General features: G+C 59.1%; 18 protein-coding genes and 3 pseudogenes. 17 read left to right on the top strand and 4 right to left on the bottom strand.

Annotated features, from left to right (window positions below; all coding sequences use genetic code 11):
• Positions 1 to 28: 28 nt before the first annotated feature.
• Positions 29 to 334: a plastocyanin/azurin family copper-binding protein gene (locus tag FY251_RS10440; protein ID WP_394349426.1), complete on the top strand. Its 306-nt coding sequence runs from the start codon at positions 29 to 31 to the stop codon at positions 332 to 334.
• Positions 335 to 554: 220 nt separating this feature from the next.
• Here FY251_RS10440 and FY251_RS10435 read toward each other — a convergent pair whose 3' ends face one another.
• On the bottom strand, positions 555 to 1,448 hold the full coding sequence (locus tag FY251_RS10435) for a cation diffusion facilitator family transporter (RefSeq protein ID WP_148414650.1): 894 nt from the start codon (positions 1,446 to 1,448) through the stop codon (positions 555 to 557).
• A 346-nt stretch (positions 1,449 to 1,794) separates the two neighbouring features.
• On the opposite strand from FY251_RS10435, the gene FY251_RS10430 reads away from it, so the two are divergent.
• From FY251_RS10430 to FY251_RS10410, 5 genes are all read left to right on the top strand, one after another.
• Positions 1,795 to 2,118, top strand: coding sequence for a hypothetical protein (locus FY251_RS10430; protein WP_148414648.1), 324 nt, complete (start codon positions 1,795 to 1,797; stop codon positions 2,116 to 2,118).
• A gap of 254 nt (positions 2,119 to 2,372) precedes the next feature.
• Complete coding sequence (locus FY251_RS10425; RefSeq protein ID WP_148414647.1) at positions 2,373 to 2,789, top strand: DUF302 domain-containing protein; 417 nt, start codon at positions 2,373 to 2,375, stop codon at positions 2,787 to 2,789.
• The gene (locus FY251_RS10420; RefSeq protein ID WP_148414645.1) at positions 2,789 to 3,103 is read left to right on the top strand and encodes an SHOCT domain-containing protein; all 315 of its coding nucleotides are present in this window, start codon (positions 2,789 to 2,791) and stop codon (positions 3,101 to 3,103) included. Before FY251_RS10425 ends, FY251_RS10420 begins: the two co-directional genes overlap by 1 nt.
• Before the next feature lie 91 nt (positions 3,104 to 3,194).
• Positions 3,195 to 3,503 (top strand): thioredoxin family protein, encoded by a 309-nt coding sequence (locus FY251_RS10415; RefSeq protein ID WP_148414643.1) that lies wholly within the window; start codon positions 3,195 to 3,197, stop codon positions 3,501 to 3,503.
• Positions 3,504 to 3,530: 27 nt separating this feature from the next.
• Positions 3,531 to 4,286 (top strand): plastocyanin/azurin family copper-binding protein, encoded by a 756-nt coding sequence (locus tag FY251_RS10410; RefSeq protein ID WP_255516661.1) that lies wholly within the window; start codon positions 3,531 to 3,533, stop codon positions 4,284 to 4,286.
• A gap of 232 nt (positions 4,287 to 4,518) precedes the next feature.
• Here FY251_RS10410 and FY251_RS10405 read toward each other — a convergent pair.
• Positions 4,519 to 5,121 (bottom strand): annotated as a pseudogene (locus FY251_RS10405) (IS6 family transposase); the annotation flags it as partial.
• 679 nt (positions 5,122 to 5,800) lie between these two features.
• On the opposite strand from FY251_RS10405, the gene FY251_RS10390 reads away from it, so the two are divergent.
• The 11 genes and pseudogenes from FY251_RS10390 to FY251_RS24230 all read left to right on the top strand — a co-directional run bounded on the left by FY251_RS10390 (position 5,801) and on the right by FY251_RS24230 (position 10,843).
• Complete coding sequence (locus FY251_RS10390) at positions 5,801 to 6,103, top strand: hypothetical protein (protein WP_148414640.1); 303 nt, start codon at positions 5,801 to 5,803, stop codon at positions 6,101 to 6,103.
• Complete coding sequence (locus FY251_RS10385; RefSeq protein WP_148414638.1) at positions 6,104 to 6,616, top strand: hypothetical protein; 513 nt, start codon at positions 6,104 to 6,106, stop codon at positions 6,614 to 6,616.
• Positions 6,617 to 6,696: 80 nt separating this feature from the next.
• Positions 6,697 to 7,518, top strand: a complete 822-nt coding sequence (locus tag FY251_RS10380; protein WP_148414636.1) for a hypothetical protein — start codon at positions 6,697 to 6,699, stop codon at positions 7,516 to 7,518.
• A gap of 96 nt (positions 7,519 to 7,614) precedes the next feature.
• A pseudogene (locus FY251_RS23095) lies at positions 7,615 to 7,977 on the top strand (hypothetical protein); the annotation flags it as partial.
• 117 nt (positions 7,978 to 8,094) lie between these two features.
• On the top strand, positions 8,095 to 8,628 hold the full coding sequence (locus tag FY251_RS10370) for a sugar-specific transcriptional regulator TrmB (RefSeq protein WP_148414633.1): 534 nt from the start codon (positions 8,095 to 8,097) through the stop codon (positions 8,626 to 8,628).
• Positions 8,629 to 8,636: 8 nt separating this feature from the next.
• Complete coding sequence (locus FY251_RS10365) at positions 8,637 to 9,071, top strand: hypothetical protein (RefSeq protein WP_148414632.1); 435 nt, start codon at positions 8,637 to 8,639, stop codon at positions 9,069 to 9,071.
• A 78-nt stretch (positions 9,072 to 9,149) separates the two neighbouring features.
• Positions 9,150 to 9,440, top strand: a complete 291-nt coding sequence (locus FY251_RS10360; protein WP_148414631.1) for a hypothetical protein — start codon at positions 9,150 to 9,152, stop codon at positions 9,438 to 9,440.
• A complete protein-coding gene (locus FY251_RS10355; RefSeq protein ID WP_148414630.1) occupies positions 9,440 to 9,766 on the top strand; it encodes a hypothetical protein in 327 nt (108 codons plus the stop codon). The genes FY251_RS10360 and FY251_RS10355 overlap by 1 nt, the downstream gene beginning before the upstream one ends.
• Positions 9,767 to 9,850: 84 nt before the next feature.
• The gene (locus tag FY251_RS10350) at positions 9,851 to 10,216 is read left to right on the top strand and encodes a helix-turn-helix domain-containing protein (protein WP_148414629.1); all 366 of its coding nucleotides are present in this window, start codon (positions 9,851 to 9,853) and stop codon (positions 10,214 to 10,216) included.
• Positions 10,213 to 10,523, top strand: a pseudogene (locus tag FY251_RS23395) (type II toxin-antitoxin system PemK/MazF family toxin). The gene FY251_RS10350 and the pseudogene FY251_RS23395 overlap by 4 nt, the downstream one beginning before the upstream one ends.
• 140 nt (positions 10,524 to 10,663) lie before the next feature.
• Positions 10,664 to 10,843 carry a hypothetical protein gene (locus FY251_RS24230; RefSeq protein ID WP_306466179.1) on the top strand — a complete coding sequence of 60 codons (180 nt, stop codon included), beginning with the start codon at positions 10,664 to 10,666 and terminating at the stop codon, positions 10,841 to 10,843.
• 184 nt (positions 10,844 to 11,027) lie between these two features.
• Here the strand turns inward: FY251_RS24230 and FY251_RS10335 are convergent, their stop codons facing one another.
• The gene (locus FY251_RS10335) at positions 11,028 to 11,303 is read right to left on the bottom strand and encodes a hypothetical protein (RefSeq protein ID WP_148414627.1); all 276 of its coding nucleotides are present in this window, start codon (positions 11,301 to 11,303) and stop codon (positions 11,028 to 11,030) included.
• 6 nt (positions 11,304 to 11,309) lie between these two features.
• Positions 11,310 to 11,963, bottom strand: coding sequence for a hypothetical protein (locus FY251_RS10330; protein WP_148414626.1), 654 nt, complete (start codon positions 11,961 to 11,963; stop codon positions 11,310 to 11,312).
• Positions 11,964 to 12,543: the final 580 nt, after the last annotated feature.

The following is a 12,543-nucleotide window of genomic DNA, read 5'->3' as shown; positions in this document are numbered from 1 at the left end:
TGAGTCAGACGGCGTGAAACGGATCTCGATGACTGAAGACTTCGAGTTTGACCCGAAACGGTCCAAGATCAGCGCTGGTACCACCGTGAGATGGACGAACGACAGCGAAGTCGGACACACAGTGACCGCTTACGACGGCCGAATTCCTTCGGATGCGGCGTACTTCGCCAGTGGTGGCTTCGGGTCGGAAACGGCTGCGCGAAACGACATCAGTGGCGGACTGCTCGCTTCAGGGGACACGTACGAGCACACATTCGAGGTCCCCGGTACCTACGAGTACGTGTGTATCCCACACGAGAGCTCAGGGATGACGGGCACCGTCATCGTCGAGTAGCTGCGATACACTTGGTTTATCAACACGCCGGTGAGCGTCCGTCGGTCTGACAACTGTCGCGGTCGCTGTCGTCGTCGGTTATACGGTTGTGGTCCCCCGGGATAACGGCGAACGCACTCCGGCTGGCGAGAACAAATCCCGACGGTGTCAAGCGACGGTATCGGTCGATTCCTGCGCTCGCCTCGATGAATGAATTGCTATTCTCCCTTCTACAGGTAGATTAGGTGAGCGTGTGTTCGTGCGGCTGATTCATGAGTTCGACTGTCGCATGGGTCACGTCGAACTCTGACTCCAGCAGGTCGTGGATTCGCGTCACGAGAGCGTCTCGCTCGTCGAGCGTGGTCGTCGAATCCGTCACGAACACGGAGGCGACGGTGATTTGACTGGAGAGCGCCCAGACGTGGAGGTCCTCGACGGTTTCGACACTATCGAGTGCTTCGATAGAAGACCGCACCTCCTCCGGTTCGACGGGACTTTGCTGGAAGAAGATCGCACCGCTCTCCCGCAGCAGAACGACCGCCGACCAGACGATGAGGCCTGCGATGACGACCGCCGTCGCGGGGTCAACGAGATAGAAGTCGGTGAACCTGATGACGAGCATCGAAACGATAACTGCCACCGACGCACCGGCATCGCCCAGTAGGTGGTAGAAGGCCCCTCGTTCGTTCAGACTCATCTCTCCGCCCTGCAGGACGTAGACGGACGCGACGTTGATGAGAAGACCGCCGGTCGCTAATACGAGCGTCATCGTCGTGTCGATCTCCACTGGAGAGAGGTACCGCTGGTACGATTCGTAGACGAGATAGAGCACCATCGGGATGAGCAAGACACCGTTGAGAAACGCCGCGAAGGGTTCGAGGCGATGTAAGCCGTAGGACCACCGGCCACCCGGATCCGACCGGCGAGCGATCACGGTCGCACCGAGCGCGATGACGTACGCCAGTGCGTCGAACAACATGTGGAAGGCGTCACCGAGGAGTGCAACCGAGCCGAAGACGAGGCCGCCGATGAGTTCGATGACGAATCCGACGAGATTGATCGCGGCAACCAGCCCGAGTTTGCGGAGACTCTGGTCAGCTGATGTGGAGTCAACGCTATGTTCGTGCGTCGCCATCCCGCTGATCGATACCTTGTCCAGACTGATAGGTCCTCGCCTATGTGCTCCCCCTGCTCGGGGTTACCTGAATTGAGGCGCTAAGGCCCCTTCCTCAGCGAGCGAGTAGGGTGGGGTTGTTCACTGGGATTGTGGCTGATATTCCAAACCTCGGCGGTGCCATACAGACCTCGGCTCTCGACTGGGCAGATAGGAACGAGCGTCTCGAATTCGCAGGCGATGAACGATATTGTGGGAGAGGAACGTTTAAATTGACTTATAGACGTTCTCGAACGTTCTCCTACTCCAGTTCACACCCACGGTGATAACTCCAGAGCCGTCTTACGAGTAACCGAGGAGAACAACAATGACTACCTTCAAACTCGGACGCTGGCTGCTCGTGGCACTCGCAATCGTCGGACTTGCGTTCGCTGCCCCAGTCGTCAGTGCACACGGCAACGACACGGCCGCTGACGACGCGCCCCCGTACAACGGCACAGCGACTGAGTGGACCGCGTGGATGGAATCGCACATGAACGACCACATGGGTCCCGGTGCTGTCGAATGGATGGAATCGCACATGGGTGTGACCGTCGAGGAGATGGGTGAAGACATGGCCGACGACGGACGAATGGGTGGATACGGCCCGATGCGTGAATACGGAGGGATGGGTGGTGCGGGTTACTGCTAACGTCTCCGTCTACCCCCTCGTGTCGTAGAAGACAGAAAGCAGCGCAAAGAGCTCGGTGAATAAATATTGTACGTAAGTGGAAATAAACTACAAAATTAATCGGCTCTTCGCCACGGTAGAAAGGTGATTCCCTGCATTTATCTGTAGAGAGCGCATCTAATGTTGTATAGAAAATCCAATATTAGAACTGCACTAGCAGACGGGATGACTTCCTCCCCTAGTGCAGTATCAATCGAACTCCCGGAGCACACACAATGACGTACACCATCACCACGACAGTTGACGCACAGCTCGACGACGTCCTCGACGCAGTCGAAACCGAGTTACAGAACGAAGGGTTCGGCATCCTCGCCGACATCGACGTACAGGCAACGCTCAAGAAGAAGCTTGACGTCGAAACCGAGCGGTATCGGATTCTCGGCGCATGCAATCCACCGCTCGCACACGAAGGCCTCACTGAAGAACCAGACCTCGGGGCACTGCTCCCGTGCAACGTCATCGTCTACGAGAACGATGACAGTGACGTGGTCGTGAGCGCCGTCGACCCCGAACAACTCGTGGGTATCACTGAGAACCCTGCGTTGGACGACATCGGGGTCGAAGTAAAGGGTCGATTCGAAACAGTGCTCTCGACCGTCGAGGACCGATTTACATCTGGAGGTGGCGACTGATGGCGGAAGCGAGTCGGATGAACACGACGACGATTATCCTCCTCGTCGTCGCAGCGCTCGTCGTGATTCCGCTGCTCACAATGGGTGGCGGAATGATGGGTGGTGGCTTCGGAATGTTCGGCGGCGGGATGTTCCTCTGGCCACTCCTACTGATCGGACTCGGCGTGCTGGTCTTCTATGGACTCCGCGACCGAGACGAATCGAAGTCGCCTGATTCCGCACTCGAAACGCTTCGCGCGCGGTACGCTCGCGGCGAAATCACGGACGAAGAGTTCGAGGAACGAAAACAGACACTCGAATCAGAGGACCACTAACGCGGGACGTCGCCCACGAACCACCTCGACTCAGTCGAAAACCTTCGATAGTGAACAGTAACCCGACTAACGACACGACATACACGAGATCATGACTGAAGTCATCCTCTTCACGCAGGAGACATGCGGGGCGTGTGCCACGCAGCGAGAAAAGAACGAGGGTATCGAAGACGAATTCCCGGACGTCGAATTTCGGGAAGTCGATATCCAGACCGACCTCAAGACGGCCGAAGAGTACGGTGTCCGAAAGACGCCCACGACCCTCATCTACGCGGGCGATGAACGGGTGACCGAATACATCGGTATCGTTGAGCGTGACGACCTCGAAGCTGCCATTCGTACGGCATCGAGCGAGCGGTCAGGGCTAGCCCGGCGACTCTCCGACTACGTCCGTGGGTGACCACAGCGTAATAGCGACCAATACATGATGAATACGACGAGAAGACAGTTCCTGGGATTGCTCGGCACGAGTGCCACCGCGACAGCGGGACTCTCACAGACAGCAACAGCACAGCAGACGCCCCTCGTGAAGATGGGCAACAACTACTTCGACCCGGTTGGACTGTTCATCGAACCCGGGACCACCGTCCGGTTCGAGATTTCGGCAGGTGCCCACTCGGCGACGAGCTACGACGGGCGGATTCCATCTGCGGCGAGTCCGTTCGACAGCGGGATTATTTCAGGGGGAAGTTACGAGTACACCTTCGAAGTACCGGGGACATACGATTACTACTGTATCCCCCACAAGTCCCTCGGCATGGTCGGCCGAGTCGTCGTTGGACAACCAGGCGGTCCCGCCGAAGAGTCCCAAATCCCAGATGGAAACGTTCCTTCAAGCGACGAAATCGTCCAGCAGGGCGTGATTCCGTACGGCTCCGATTCCGACTCGGCGAGCACGAATGGTGGGTGGATGATGGGACCGGGGATGGGACCGGGAATGATGGCCGGGGGTTCCCGAGGTGGCTGGTCATCGCGAGGTGGCTGGTCATATGGACTGCCGCTCCTCGGTACGCTCGGCGTCCTCGGTGGTGCACTCTACTGGGCGTTCAACCGGTCATCAACCGCCGCATCACCAGACGACTCGGCGATTACCGTCCTCCGTGAAAGGTACGCCAGAGGCGAAATCAACGAAGAAGAGTTCCAACAGCGACGCCAGCGATTGAGAGACGAATCGAAGCGCTGACCACGACGAAGTCAGACGGCGGTTCCGTTTAATACGCCAGAACACCAATTACTTCGTGAGTTTCGGTACCAATAGCACGAGTATGTCACCACCGGTTCAGCGACGGGAGTTTTTGATCGCATCCTACTTTGAGGTACCGTCGAGGAACTGCTGAGCGTACCGGTAGATCGGCGCACCAAGCCAATCACATCCTTCTGCCATTGTCTCGAAAGCACCTCTTGGTCGGCACTGTCTAGTTAACCTCCTGAGCAGGCGTTCTTCCGTCGAGCGACTGATGCGGTCGCTGAAAATCATAGCAATGAATGAAAGATGCAAGACTATGGCGGACGATCAGCCGCCTGCCCACCCATGAATTGTGGAAAGTATCGACCCTTATTTTGAACGTGTGAAACCACTTTTCAATCAGGTTTCGGTCTGTGTAGTCGACCCGATCGTTCAACCCTAATCGAGAGAAGGCAGTCCGATACCCGAAGGCATCGGCCAGAAACACCGTCTCTGAACAGTCGTGTTTCTCACAGACTCCGTGGAGAAACGCAGCCGCCGGGTCAGCTCCATGACGCTTGAACAACACGACATCAAGAATTACTTTCGTGTCGAGGTCTATTGTAGTGTACAACCAAGACAACTCTCCATTGATTTTGACAGCGGTTTCGTCGACCGCGACCCGCCTCGGCGTCGCCTTCGGCGGGTCTGAGACGCTGTCAGCCAGACGATATACTCACTGAAAAACTGCTTGAAACGAGCGTTCTACGCCGAGCAGCCGAAGAATCGCTTCTGTCTCTCTGAGTGAAAGACCGGCAGCATGGAGCCGGACGGCGAACGCCCTGACGGGCGTCCCCAGAAACCGGAGGTTTCTGGTGTCTCGAAATCCGTTGGATTTCGACGAGTCCGCAGGACCTGCGGTCCTGCGAGATGCGAACGAGACGCGAAGCGTCTCGTCAACGTTCGAAAGACGCAAGCGTCTTTCGAGCCCACAAACTCGCTCTGCGAGTTTGGGACGTCGCCATCCGCTCGCGCTGCCAACATTCAAGCGTAGCGGTGTCCAAACTCTCCTTGAGCAGGTCTGAGAGTAGCATAGATCACTCACTCTTCGACCTGTTCGTTCCTTAACTAGACGGTGCCCTCTCAGAGGATATCTCGCTTTCTCGCCCGGAAAGACCAAGTAGCGTTGGTTAACACGTAGTAGAGAGCAGTTTGTCCGCGCCTGAGAGGCCGAGGCGCGTCAATACGCGCCGACGTGATTCCTATACCCGGTACAGACGTATTCGACGATGCATCAGCCGACCACGAACGGTTTGAAGCGGAACTCATCGCACAGGATCAAGAGTCGTGACTCTCAACAATGCAGCGGATATCGAGCACTACTTGCCCTCGCTCGTCGACGAGCGAACCAATGATGTGGCGAGTCAGTTGAGTGGCTACATCACCGACTGATACTGCCACGGCCGGCCCGAGTGAGGCTCACATCGTACACACGAAAACGGCTAAGTGCGTTGGCTCACAATGTACACATCATGAGCACCGAGAAGAAGCGCGTCCAGTTTCGGGCCCCCAATCGGCTCATCGACCGGGCTGACGCACTGGCCGCAGTCCTTGGGGAAGACCGAACAGACGTCCTCGTGACCGCGCTTCGGGAGTACCTCCAAGACGCCGCTCACGACGACACGCTCGTCCAGGAGATTGCCGCCGCCTACTACGACGACGAGATTACCTTCGAGCAACTGAAAGCGCTCGTGGGCGCCGAAGAGGCGGCCAACCTCCGCGTGTTGAAACAACAGTTGGACGAGGACTTTATCGACGAGGTCGCCGACGTATAGATGACGCGGCTTATCGCAGATGCCTCCGCCCTCGTCAGTCTCGGAATCGTTACTGACGACGACCCCGATCCACTCGCACTTTGTCTCTCGCAGTACGAGGTCGTCGTCCCAACGGCGGTCATCGATGAACTCCGTGAGATTGCCTCCTACGATGACGTCCATGGGCACGCTGCGTCCGCCGTCCTCAACCAAGCGGAGTCATTCACAACACAGTCGGTCGACCTCGATGCTGAGTTTCCGCTCGATGACGGTGAAAACGCGGCGGTCACCCTCGCAAACGAACTCGATGCTGGGCTCTTCCTCTGTGACGAGTTCAACCAACTGGGTTTGATCCACGCCTCACTCGCTGATACCCGACTCGTCACGACGCCGACGCTGCTCTCGGTTCTTGTTCGAACTGAACAGCTCTCAGCTGCCGACGCACGGCTGCTCCTCGATGACATCAGCGACGCCCGTAGTTGGGACGCGAACAGTTACGTACAACGCGCTCGCTCGTTGCTCGACGAGCCCTGACCGAGGTGTCGCCGCCTGAGTGGCCATTAATCCGGTTTTTTATGTGCCAGTCGAAATAGCGTTGGTACTCATCCCTCCATATGACGTTCTCCCAATCAGTCAGAATTAAAGAGGATTTGACAATTCATCTCGTTGGCGAATCGCACTTAGGTCAGTATGATCGACTCTCGGATGGCCTCGAGCGGTTACTGCTGACAGCAGGGATTGCAGTCTGGTATACTGAGCGCCCAGTGGAACGCCCAACAGTCGGTGACTACACCGCTGCGGCCATCCGACTGCCACTCTATCTGATTGGGATGTGTGTGACCCAGATGCTGTACGGGCCGCTATATGCGCTTCGTGCCGGCACACAACAGGCAGTCGAGACGGAAGCTGTGCTCGAAGTCGCCTCGGCACATGGTGTACCGACGGTCCCAGTCGATACGCATCCATCACAGCTCGTGCCAGCACTCTCGTTGGGCTGGTTTGGACTCGGGTGGCTCGGGATGGTGGTGAGTCTCGCTGTTGCACCAGTCCTGATTGGCGTCGTCACGGGTTGGGTCGTGGTGTGTACCAGCATTCTGCGTATCCTCAGACGGCGCCGCGTCGCATACGAGACACCCTTAGCGCTGCTGTTCGGTTGGGGTGGGCTGGTGGCGATTGTCCCACTCGGAGTTGTCCCGCTTGCGTTTAGCCTATGTGCGTTCATAGTACATGGGCTTGTCATCCGCCGAACAGCAAGTTCAAGGGAAGCGGCGATGGCCCAGCGGGTGCTCAGCCACATCTCCGGGACTGACCACGAAGCCGTCTGTCTGACGGTTGGTGCAGCGCATCTCGACGGGCTTGCGGAGCAGTTCGACAGCTATGGCGTCAGTACGGTGCGCCATACGAACCTCGGTGACCGGGGGACGGCTTCAGGCTGAAGTCGCCCCCTGACCGCTTGGGAAGAACGAGGATAGTCTGTTGCGAGGACGACAAAACCAGCCAGCACGACGACGCCAAGAGCGGGGCAGATCTGACACGATAGAAGTCCGACTGGCATTGTCTCATTCGTCAAGTGCGCACTCGTCGAACTCACCCACGAAGACGTCGGGGCCGAGTTCGTCTCGACGAGCGTAGCGGGCGTGAAACGGACACAGTTCATCGCCGTTGACGACGTCGGCCAACGGTTCAAGAAGCGGTATTTCGACGAGCGTCTCGGCTGGCACGAAACGACAGTCAGCCGTGAAGCGGTTCGTGAGGAGTTGGTCAACCGACTCACACACCAGTCGTCACTGGGCGGTGAGGTAGGTCAGAATGATGTTGACGGCGCTCAAGACAGATTCCGCGTGAAACCAGCTCGAGAGCTCCGATTTCAGGAGCGATGTTTTAACCAACACTAGGGCAAGCAAATCACCCACTGTTGGTTAAGGTGCTGTCAACTTGTGGAACCCAGCCCACCAAGTCAGGAAACTATTCCCTGAAGTAAGAACTATATCCTTCGCCCTGTAATCCCGAGTATGTCCGAGACAGATGCCGCCGATGGGCCGCCTCCCTTCGAGGATGCTTTCGCCAGCGATGACGTCGAACAACGCATCTACGGCACCATCCTGCAGACCCGCGAGCCGACAACGGCGAGCGCGATCGCTGACAGCGCCGACTGTGACCCCAAAACCGCCCGGAAATACCTTGGCTGGTTCGACGATTTGGGGATCGTCACCCGGCACGATGGCCATCCGGCCACCTACGAACGGAATGACGCGTATTTTGAGTGGCGACGTATCAACCAGCTCGCAGCCGACCATTCCGTCGAGGACCTGCAGGATCGCGTTCGTGAGCTGACGACGCGCATCACCGAGTACGAGGCGACGTACGACGCCGCGTCACCGGCCGCCGTCGACGCCGTCGCCGCTGCGGAGGGCGGCGACGAGCGGACTATCGACGACGTGTACAGCGACCTCGCCGACTGGGCGACCGCCCGCGAGGAGCGTGACCGCTACGAACGCGCGCGTCAGCAACGCACGGGTGGCGAGCGCGAACAGGCGTCCGGGTAGCCCGCTCGATGGTGCCACCGACAGGCGATGGCGGGAGTCCTGCTCCCATCGATCGTCCAATCCTCGAGTTCCTCCAGACGCGGCTCCAAGCGACGAGGCAGGTCTCCCGAGCGACCGTCACGGATACAAGTGGCCATCTGGAACTCCACGTCGTCTTTGCCCCATCGTATTACCCGGCAGCCGTCGACGAGGCGCAGTTGACGGTCCGTTGGTACACGAACGACGACTTCAAACTCTACTATCGAGAGCAACACTCGGACCATACCTGGGAGTGCCGGTGGGACCGGCACCCGAATCCGCACAATACACGAGACCATTTCCATCCCCCGCCCACCGCCCCGACGCCCGGCGAGGATGCACCGTGGCCAGACGACCATCGTGACGTCGTTGCGCTCGTCCTCGACGAGATCGAAGACCGGATCACGGCCCTCTGGAGCGAGTAAGGGCTACGGTCTCGCGTGGAGTGTTTATCGGCGCTGGAAGGCGTGCAGTGCGCGACAGCGTGCGCGGCGTGACTCACTATGGCTACTCCCGATCCGCACGACGACACGAGTGCCGACTACGAACAGTTCGAGAAAGAGTTGCTAGCCCAGGACCGCGACGCCGCCAGGGTCGACACGTCGGACGTCGACGACACGACGGCCCGTAGCTTAGTCGACGACCTCATCGACGTGGGCGTCGTCACACCCGTTCCCGAGGATCGCGTCCTCGTTCACGAGCCGAGCGGCACCACGTTCGACTCACCGACGCAGCTGGCCGTCTTCCACCGTGGCTGGGCGGCCGCACGCGCCGCCGACGGGGAGGGCGAGTGATGCAGCAGACGCTCACCGGGTGTGCGTTCTGTGACGCGCCACCCGGGACCGAGGCTGGCGAGGCGCATACCTGGGGCGAAGACGAGCAGGTCACTCACCCGATCTGTGTCGACTGCGCGATTCAGACGGAGCCGGATCCCGACGAGTGCGATCACGTCGCCTGTGACGGCTGTGGACTGGTCGTCGACACGCTCGCGACGCTCACGCGCTTCCGCGTCGAACTCGGGCACCTCGAAGGCCCGGTACAGCTGTGCGAGCGCTGTAGCCCAAGCGGGCTCGCGACGTACTGGACGCGTGACCTCGAAGAGCATCTTGTTGAGCAGTAGTTGGCTTCTCACCCGAGGGCCGCAGGCACCATCACGTTGAAATACGTCAATACACCTAACATACTCACCGACAAAAAAATACATATGACCATCGACACCGAGACCTTCGAATCCTCCCCCGAAGACCGGCTCCTGCACTCCGGAGAGACGAACGCAGACCGCGTGATGCGGTTCCTCGCCACCCATCCCGAGCAAGCGTTCACGCAGAGCGAGATTCGCGACGCAACTGACGTCAAAGCAGGGAGCATCAGCGTCGTCCTCTCCCGGCCCGAAGATCGCGGGCTCGTCCGGCACAAGGGCAATTACTGGGCGCTCGGTGAGGTCGATGACGTCGCCGCGTACGCCAGTATGCTCGAGAGTACGCGAGCGGCCAACGACCGCTTCGGTGAGGAGGACATCGAGGAGTGGTTGGAGCACGCCGTCAACGACGAGGACGAGGCGACTGAATGAGCTACCAGCGCGGGGATGTCGTCTGGGGACCGGACCCGTTCAAGTCCGGAGAGAACCCGCGCCCGTGGCTCATCTGCAACAACGACACGCATCCATTCGGTTCAGAGGAGTACATGACGGTCACACTAACCACGACGCCGACTGGGTGGAGGGCGGGATGCCCAGGCAGAGCTACGCCTCGCCGTGGGCCGTCGCGTCGCCGAAGCACGCCGCGATTGTTCGACGCCAGGGCCGCCTCGAGGAGTCGTTCGCCCAGACTGTCGTCGACGCACTCGGAACGTATCTCGAACCACCGGCCGAGGAATGACCAATCACGCGACCGTGTACGACGTCCAGGAACGAACTGGTAATCCCGCACACGCATCTGTCGACAGGGTATGTGAGCGGCTGCTCGACCCTGCGGCTACCCCGCGAACGGATCATCCGGATGCACATCTCGATGAAACGATGACCACGGTTGTCGATCGATACGGGGACGCAGTCGTTCGGGCGGTCATCCACCGCATCCTCGTCGACGGCGTCCCGTTTCGGACGGCCGCTGCAGACCACGATGTCACGGCAGTCGATGGCGTTCGGATCGGAACTGTCGCAACACAGGTTCTCCGTGAACTGAACACGGACCCGTAAGCGTCTTTGAAAGCCCTCGGCCGATCACGGGCGGCTCTGCCGCCCGTTAGCTCAGGAGGGGTTTGCTCTCCCGTTGCTCGACGTCCCGTAACCGCACGAGACTCCGTCTCGCTGGCCCTCATTCGCTCCGCTCACGAGGAGACCGCTGCACTCGTCATTATTTGATGAAACTGGTACAGCCTATTCAGTCGAGGAGGGCGATGGCGAGGGCGAGGGCGTGACTATCACCGACATCAACGATCTTCACCCGTACGGACTGACCTTGGTGGAGCGAGAAATTTGCGGGGATCACGAATGTCGTCACCTGCTCGATAGTCGTCTTCGCGTTCCCAGAGTTGCTGTCACACGGCTCTTGTTCAATGACGACGTTATATTGGGCGGCCCGCTGGAGTCGGTCTCGAGCGTCGTGTTCCTTGCGGCGACGGTGCGCCTCGGTTTTATTGGCGGTGGGTGCGCTCATGGTTGGTTAGACGAGGCCGGCTTCCTTGCGGAGGTCGTAGGTGAAGTTCTTCGGCGAAGAGGGTATGAGCCCATGCTGGCGAAGCTGGGAGTTCACATGCTCCTGGATCGTGGTGGAGTTCTCGGGTTTGGAAACATCGATGGTTACCGACGAGTCATCCTCAAATTTGAATCGTGAGCCGCCGATATGGTCGAACTGTCCAGGGGTGACTGTCTCCGTGGCGACCAGCTGGTCCGGCGGTCGTCGTCCTTCAAGCTCGTAGAGGTTGGTGTTGATATCCACTTGGTCCTCCAGGACCGGGCGGTAGAGTGTGACAGTCCCGACCTCGGCATCACCAGTCCCGTGGTGCTTGACAAGGCCCCTCTTCTTGAACTTCTTGAGCCAGTTGCGTGCGGTTTCGAGGGAGCATCCTGAATATCGGGCGACATCGCCAGCGTGCACGAACACCTTGTCAGGGTGACCAACTTTCTGTTTTCTGAGGAGTTCGTTCGGACCGATGTCGGTCTCGTCAAGGAGCACGTCAGGACGAGCGACACTAACGGTCATTCGCTCAACAGGCGAGTCAAGATCCTCAGCGGACTCGACGTAGATGACCGGGGCATTATTTTCATCGGAGGCGGCGCGGACGGCTTGGTACATCTCAAAGGCACTTCTCGTCATCTCTATTTGGCTATGAGACACGCGAGGACTAAAATCTTTCTCCTATAGTTTTTGGAGGCAGGTTATTTTCTTTATTTGGCGCCAATAGCAGTCCCTGAAGACCTTCTTGATAGTTCTACATCGACGGCGTGCGTAGCAGAATAACAGCCAGCTGGCCTCTACGAGAATTGAACGCTGATCCCTTACACCTGAAAGCCCTCGGCCGCTCGACGTCCCGCGACCGCGCGAGACTGCGTCTCGCTGGCCCTCGTTCGCTTCGCTCACGAGGACGCCGCTGCGCTCCTCGTGCCTGCGGTGCTTGCGGGGTCGGGGGACGGCCGAGGCGGCCTCGCCCTTTCTGAATCTGCCAGGGGTGTAGATGCCTCACCGAGCGACATAGCCGGCTGAACAGGTGTGTACGTAGCGGCCCGCCCCGCTCGCCGCTGCCGCCCTCCGCGTCGCTCGCGACCGACCATTCCGTAACATTAGCGTCGAGAATCTTCGCCTGCTGGATTTTCTTCGGGAGAGTCTGAGCTTCGCTTCGTTAGGCCATCACGAGTTCATGTCCATGTGGTCGCTCCTCGTCGCGCCGGGTACCGCG

The organism is Haloferax sp. KTX1 (genome assembly GCF_902410085.1).
Taxonomy (GTDB): domain Archaea; phylum Halobacteriota; class Halobacteria; order Halobacteriales; family Haloferacaceae; genus Haloferax; species Haloferax massiliensis.
This window is presented reverse-complemented; position numbering and strand designations above follow the sequence as displayed.

What these genes read in the sequence shown, in the direction of transcription:
- FY251_RS10440 (WP_394349426.1), top strand. Translation starts at nt 29, where the DNA reads ATGACTGAAGACTTCGAGTTTGACCCGAAACGGTCCAAGATCAGCGCT.
- FY251_RS10435 (WP_148414650.1), bottom strand. Translation starts at nt 1,448, where the DNA reads ATGGCGACGCACGAACATAGCGTTGACTCCACATCAGCTGACCAGAGT.
- FY251_RS10430 (WP_148414648.1), top strand. Translation starts at nt 1,795, where the DNA reads ATGACTACCTTCAAACTCGGACGCTGGCTGCTCGTGGCACTCGCAATC.
- FY251_RS10425 (WP_148414647.1), top strand. Translation starts at nt 2,373, where the DNA reads ATGACGTACACCATCACCACGACAGTTGACGCACAGCTCGACGACGTC.
- FY251_RS10420 (WP_148414645.1), top strand. Translation starts at nt 2,789, where the DNA reads ATGGCGGAAGCGAGTCGGATGAACACGACGACGATTATCCTCCTCGTC.
- FY251_RS10415 (WP_148414643.1), top strand. Translation starts at nt 3,195, where the DNA reads ATGACTGAAGTCATCCTCTTCACGCAGGAGACATGCGGGGCGTGTGCC.
- FY251_RS10410 (WP_255516661.1), top strand. Translation starts at nt 3,531, where the DNA reads ATGAATACGACGAGAAGACAGTTCCTGGGATTGCTCGGCACGAGTGCC.
- FY251_RS10390 (WP_148414640.1), top strand. Translation starts at nt 5,801, where the DNA reads ATGAGCACCGAGAAGAAGCGCGTCCAGTTTCGGGCCCCCAATCGGCTC.
- FY251_RS10385 (WP_148414638.1), top strand. Translation starts at nt 6,104, where the DNA reads ATGACGCGGCTTATCGCAGATGCCTCCGCCCTCGTCAGTCTCGGAATC.
- FY251_RS10380 (WP_148414636.1), top strand. Translation starts at nt 6,697, where the DNA reads ATGACGTTCTCCCAATCAGTCAGAATTAAAGAGGATTTGACAATTCAT.
- FY251_RS10370 (WP_148414633.1), top strand. Translation starts at nt 8,095, where the DNA reads ATGTCCGAGACAGATGCCGCCGATGGGCCGCCTCCCTTCGAGGATGCT.
- FY251_RS10365 (WP_148414632.1), top strand. Translation starts at nt 8,637, where the DNA reads ATGGTGCCACCGACAGGCGATGGCGGGAGTCCTGCTCCCATCGATCGT.
- FY251_RS10360 (WP_148414631.1), top strand. Translation starts at nt 9,150, where the DNA reads ATGGCTACTCCCGATCCGCACGACGACACGAGTGCCGACTACGAACAG.
- FY251_RS10355 (WP_148414630.1), top strand. Translation starts at nt 9,440, where the DNA reads ATGCAGCAGACGCTCACCGGGTGTGCGTTCTGTGACGCGCCACCCGGG.
- FY251_RS10350 (WP_148414629.1), top strand. Translation starts at nt 9,851, where the DNA reads ATGACCATCGACACCGAGACCTTCGAATCCTCCCCCGAAGACCGGCTC.
- FY251_RS24230 (WP_306466179.1), top strand. Translation starts at nt 10,664, where the DNA reads ATGACCACGGTTGTCGATCGATACGGGGACGCAGTCGTTCGGGCGGTC.
- FY251_RS10335 (WP_148414627.1), bottom strand. Translation starts at nt 11,303, where the DNA reads ATGAGCGCACCCACCGCCAATAAAACCGAGGCGCACCGTCGCCGCAAG.
- FY251_RS10330 (WP_148414626.1), bottom strand. Translation starts at nt 11,963, where the DNA reads ATGACGAGAAGTGCCTTTGAGATGTACCAAGCCGTCCGCGCCGCCTCC.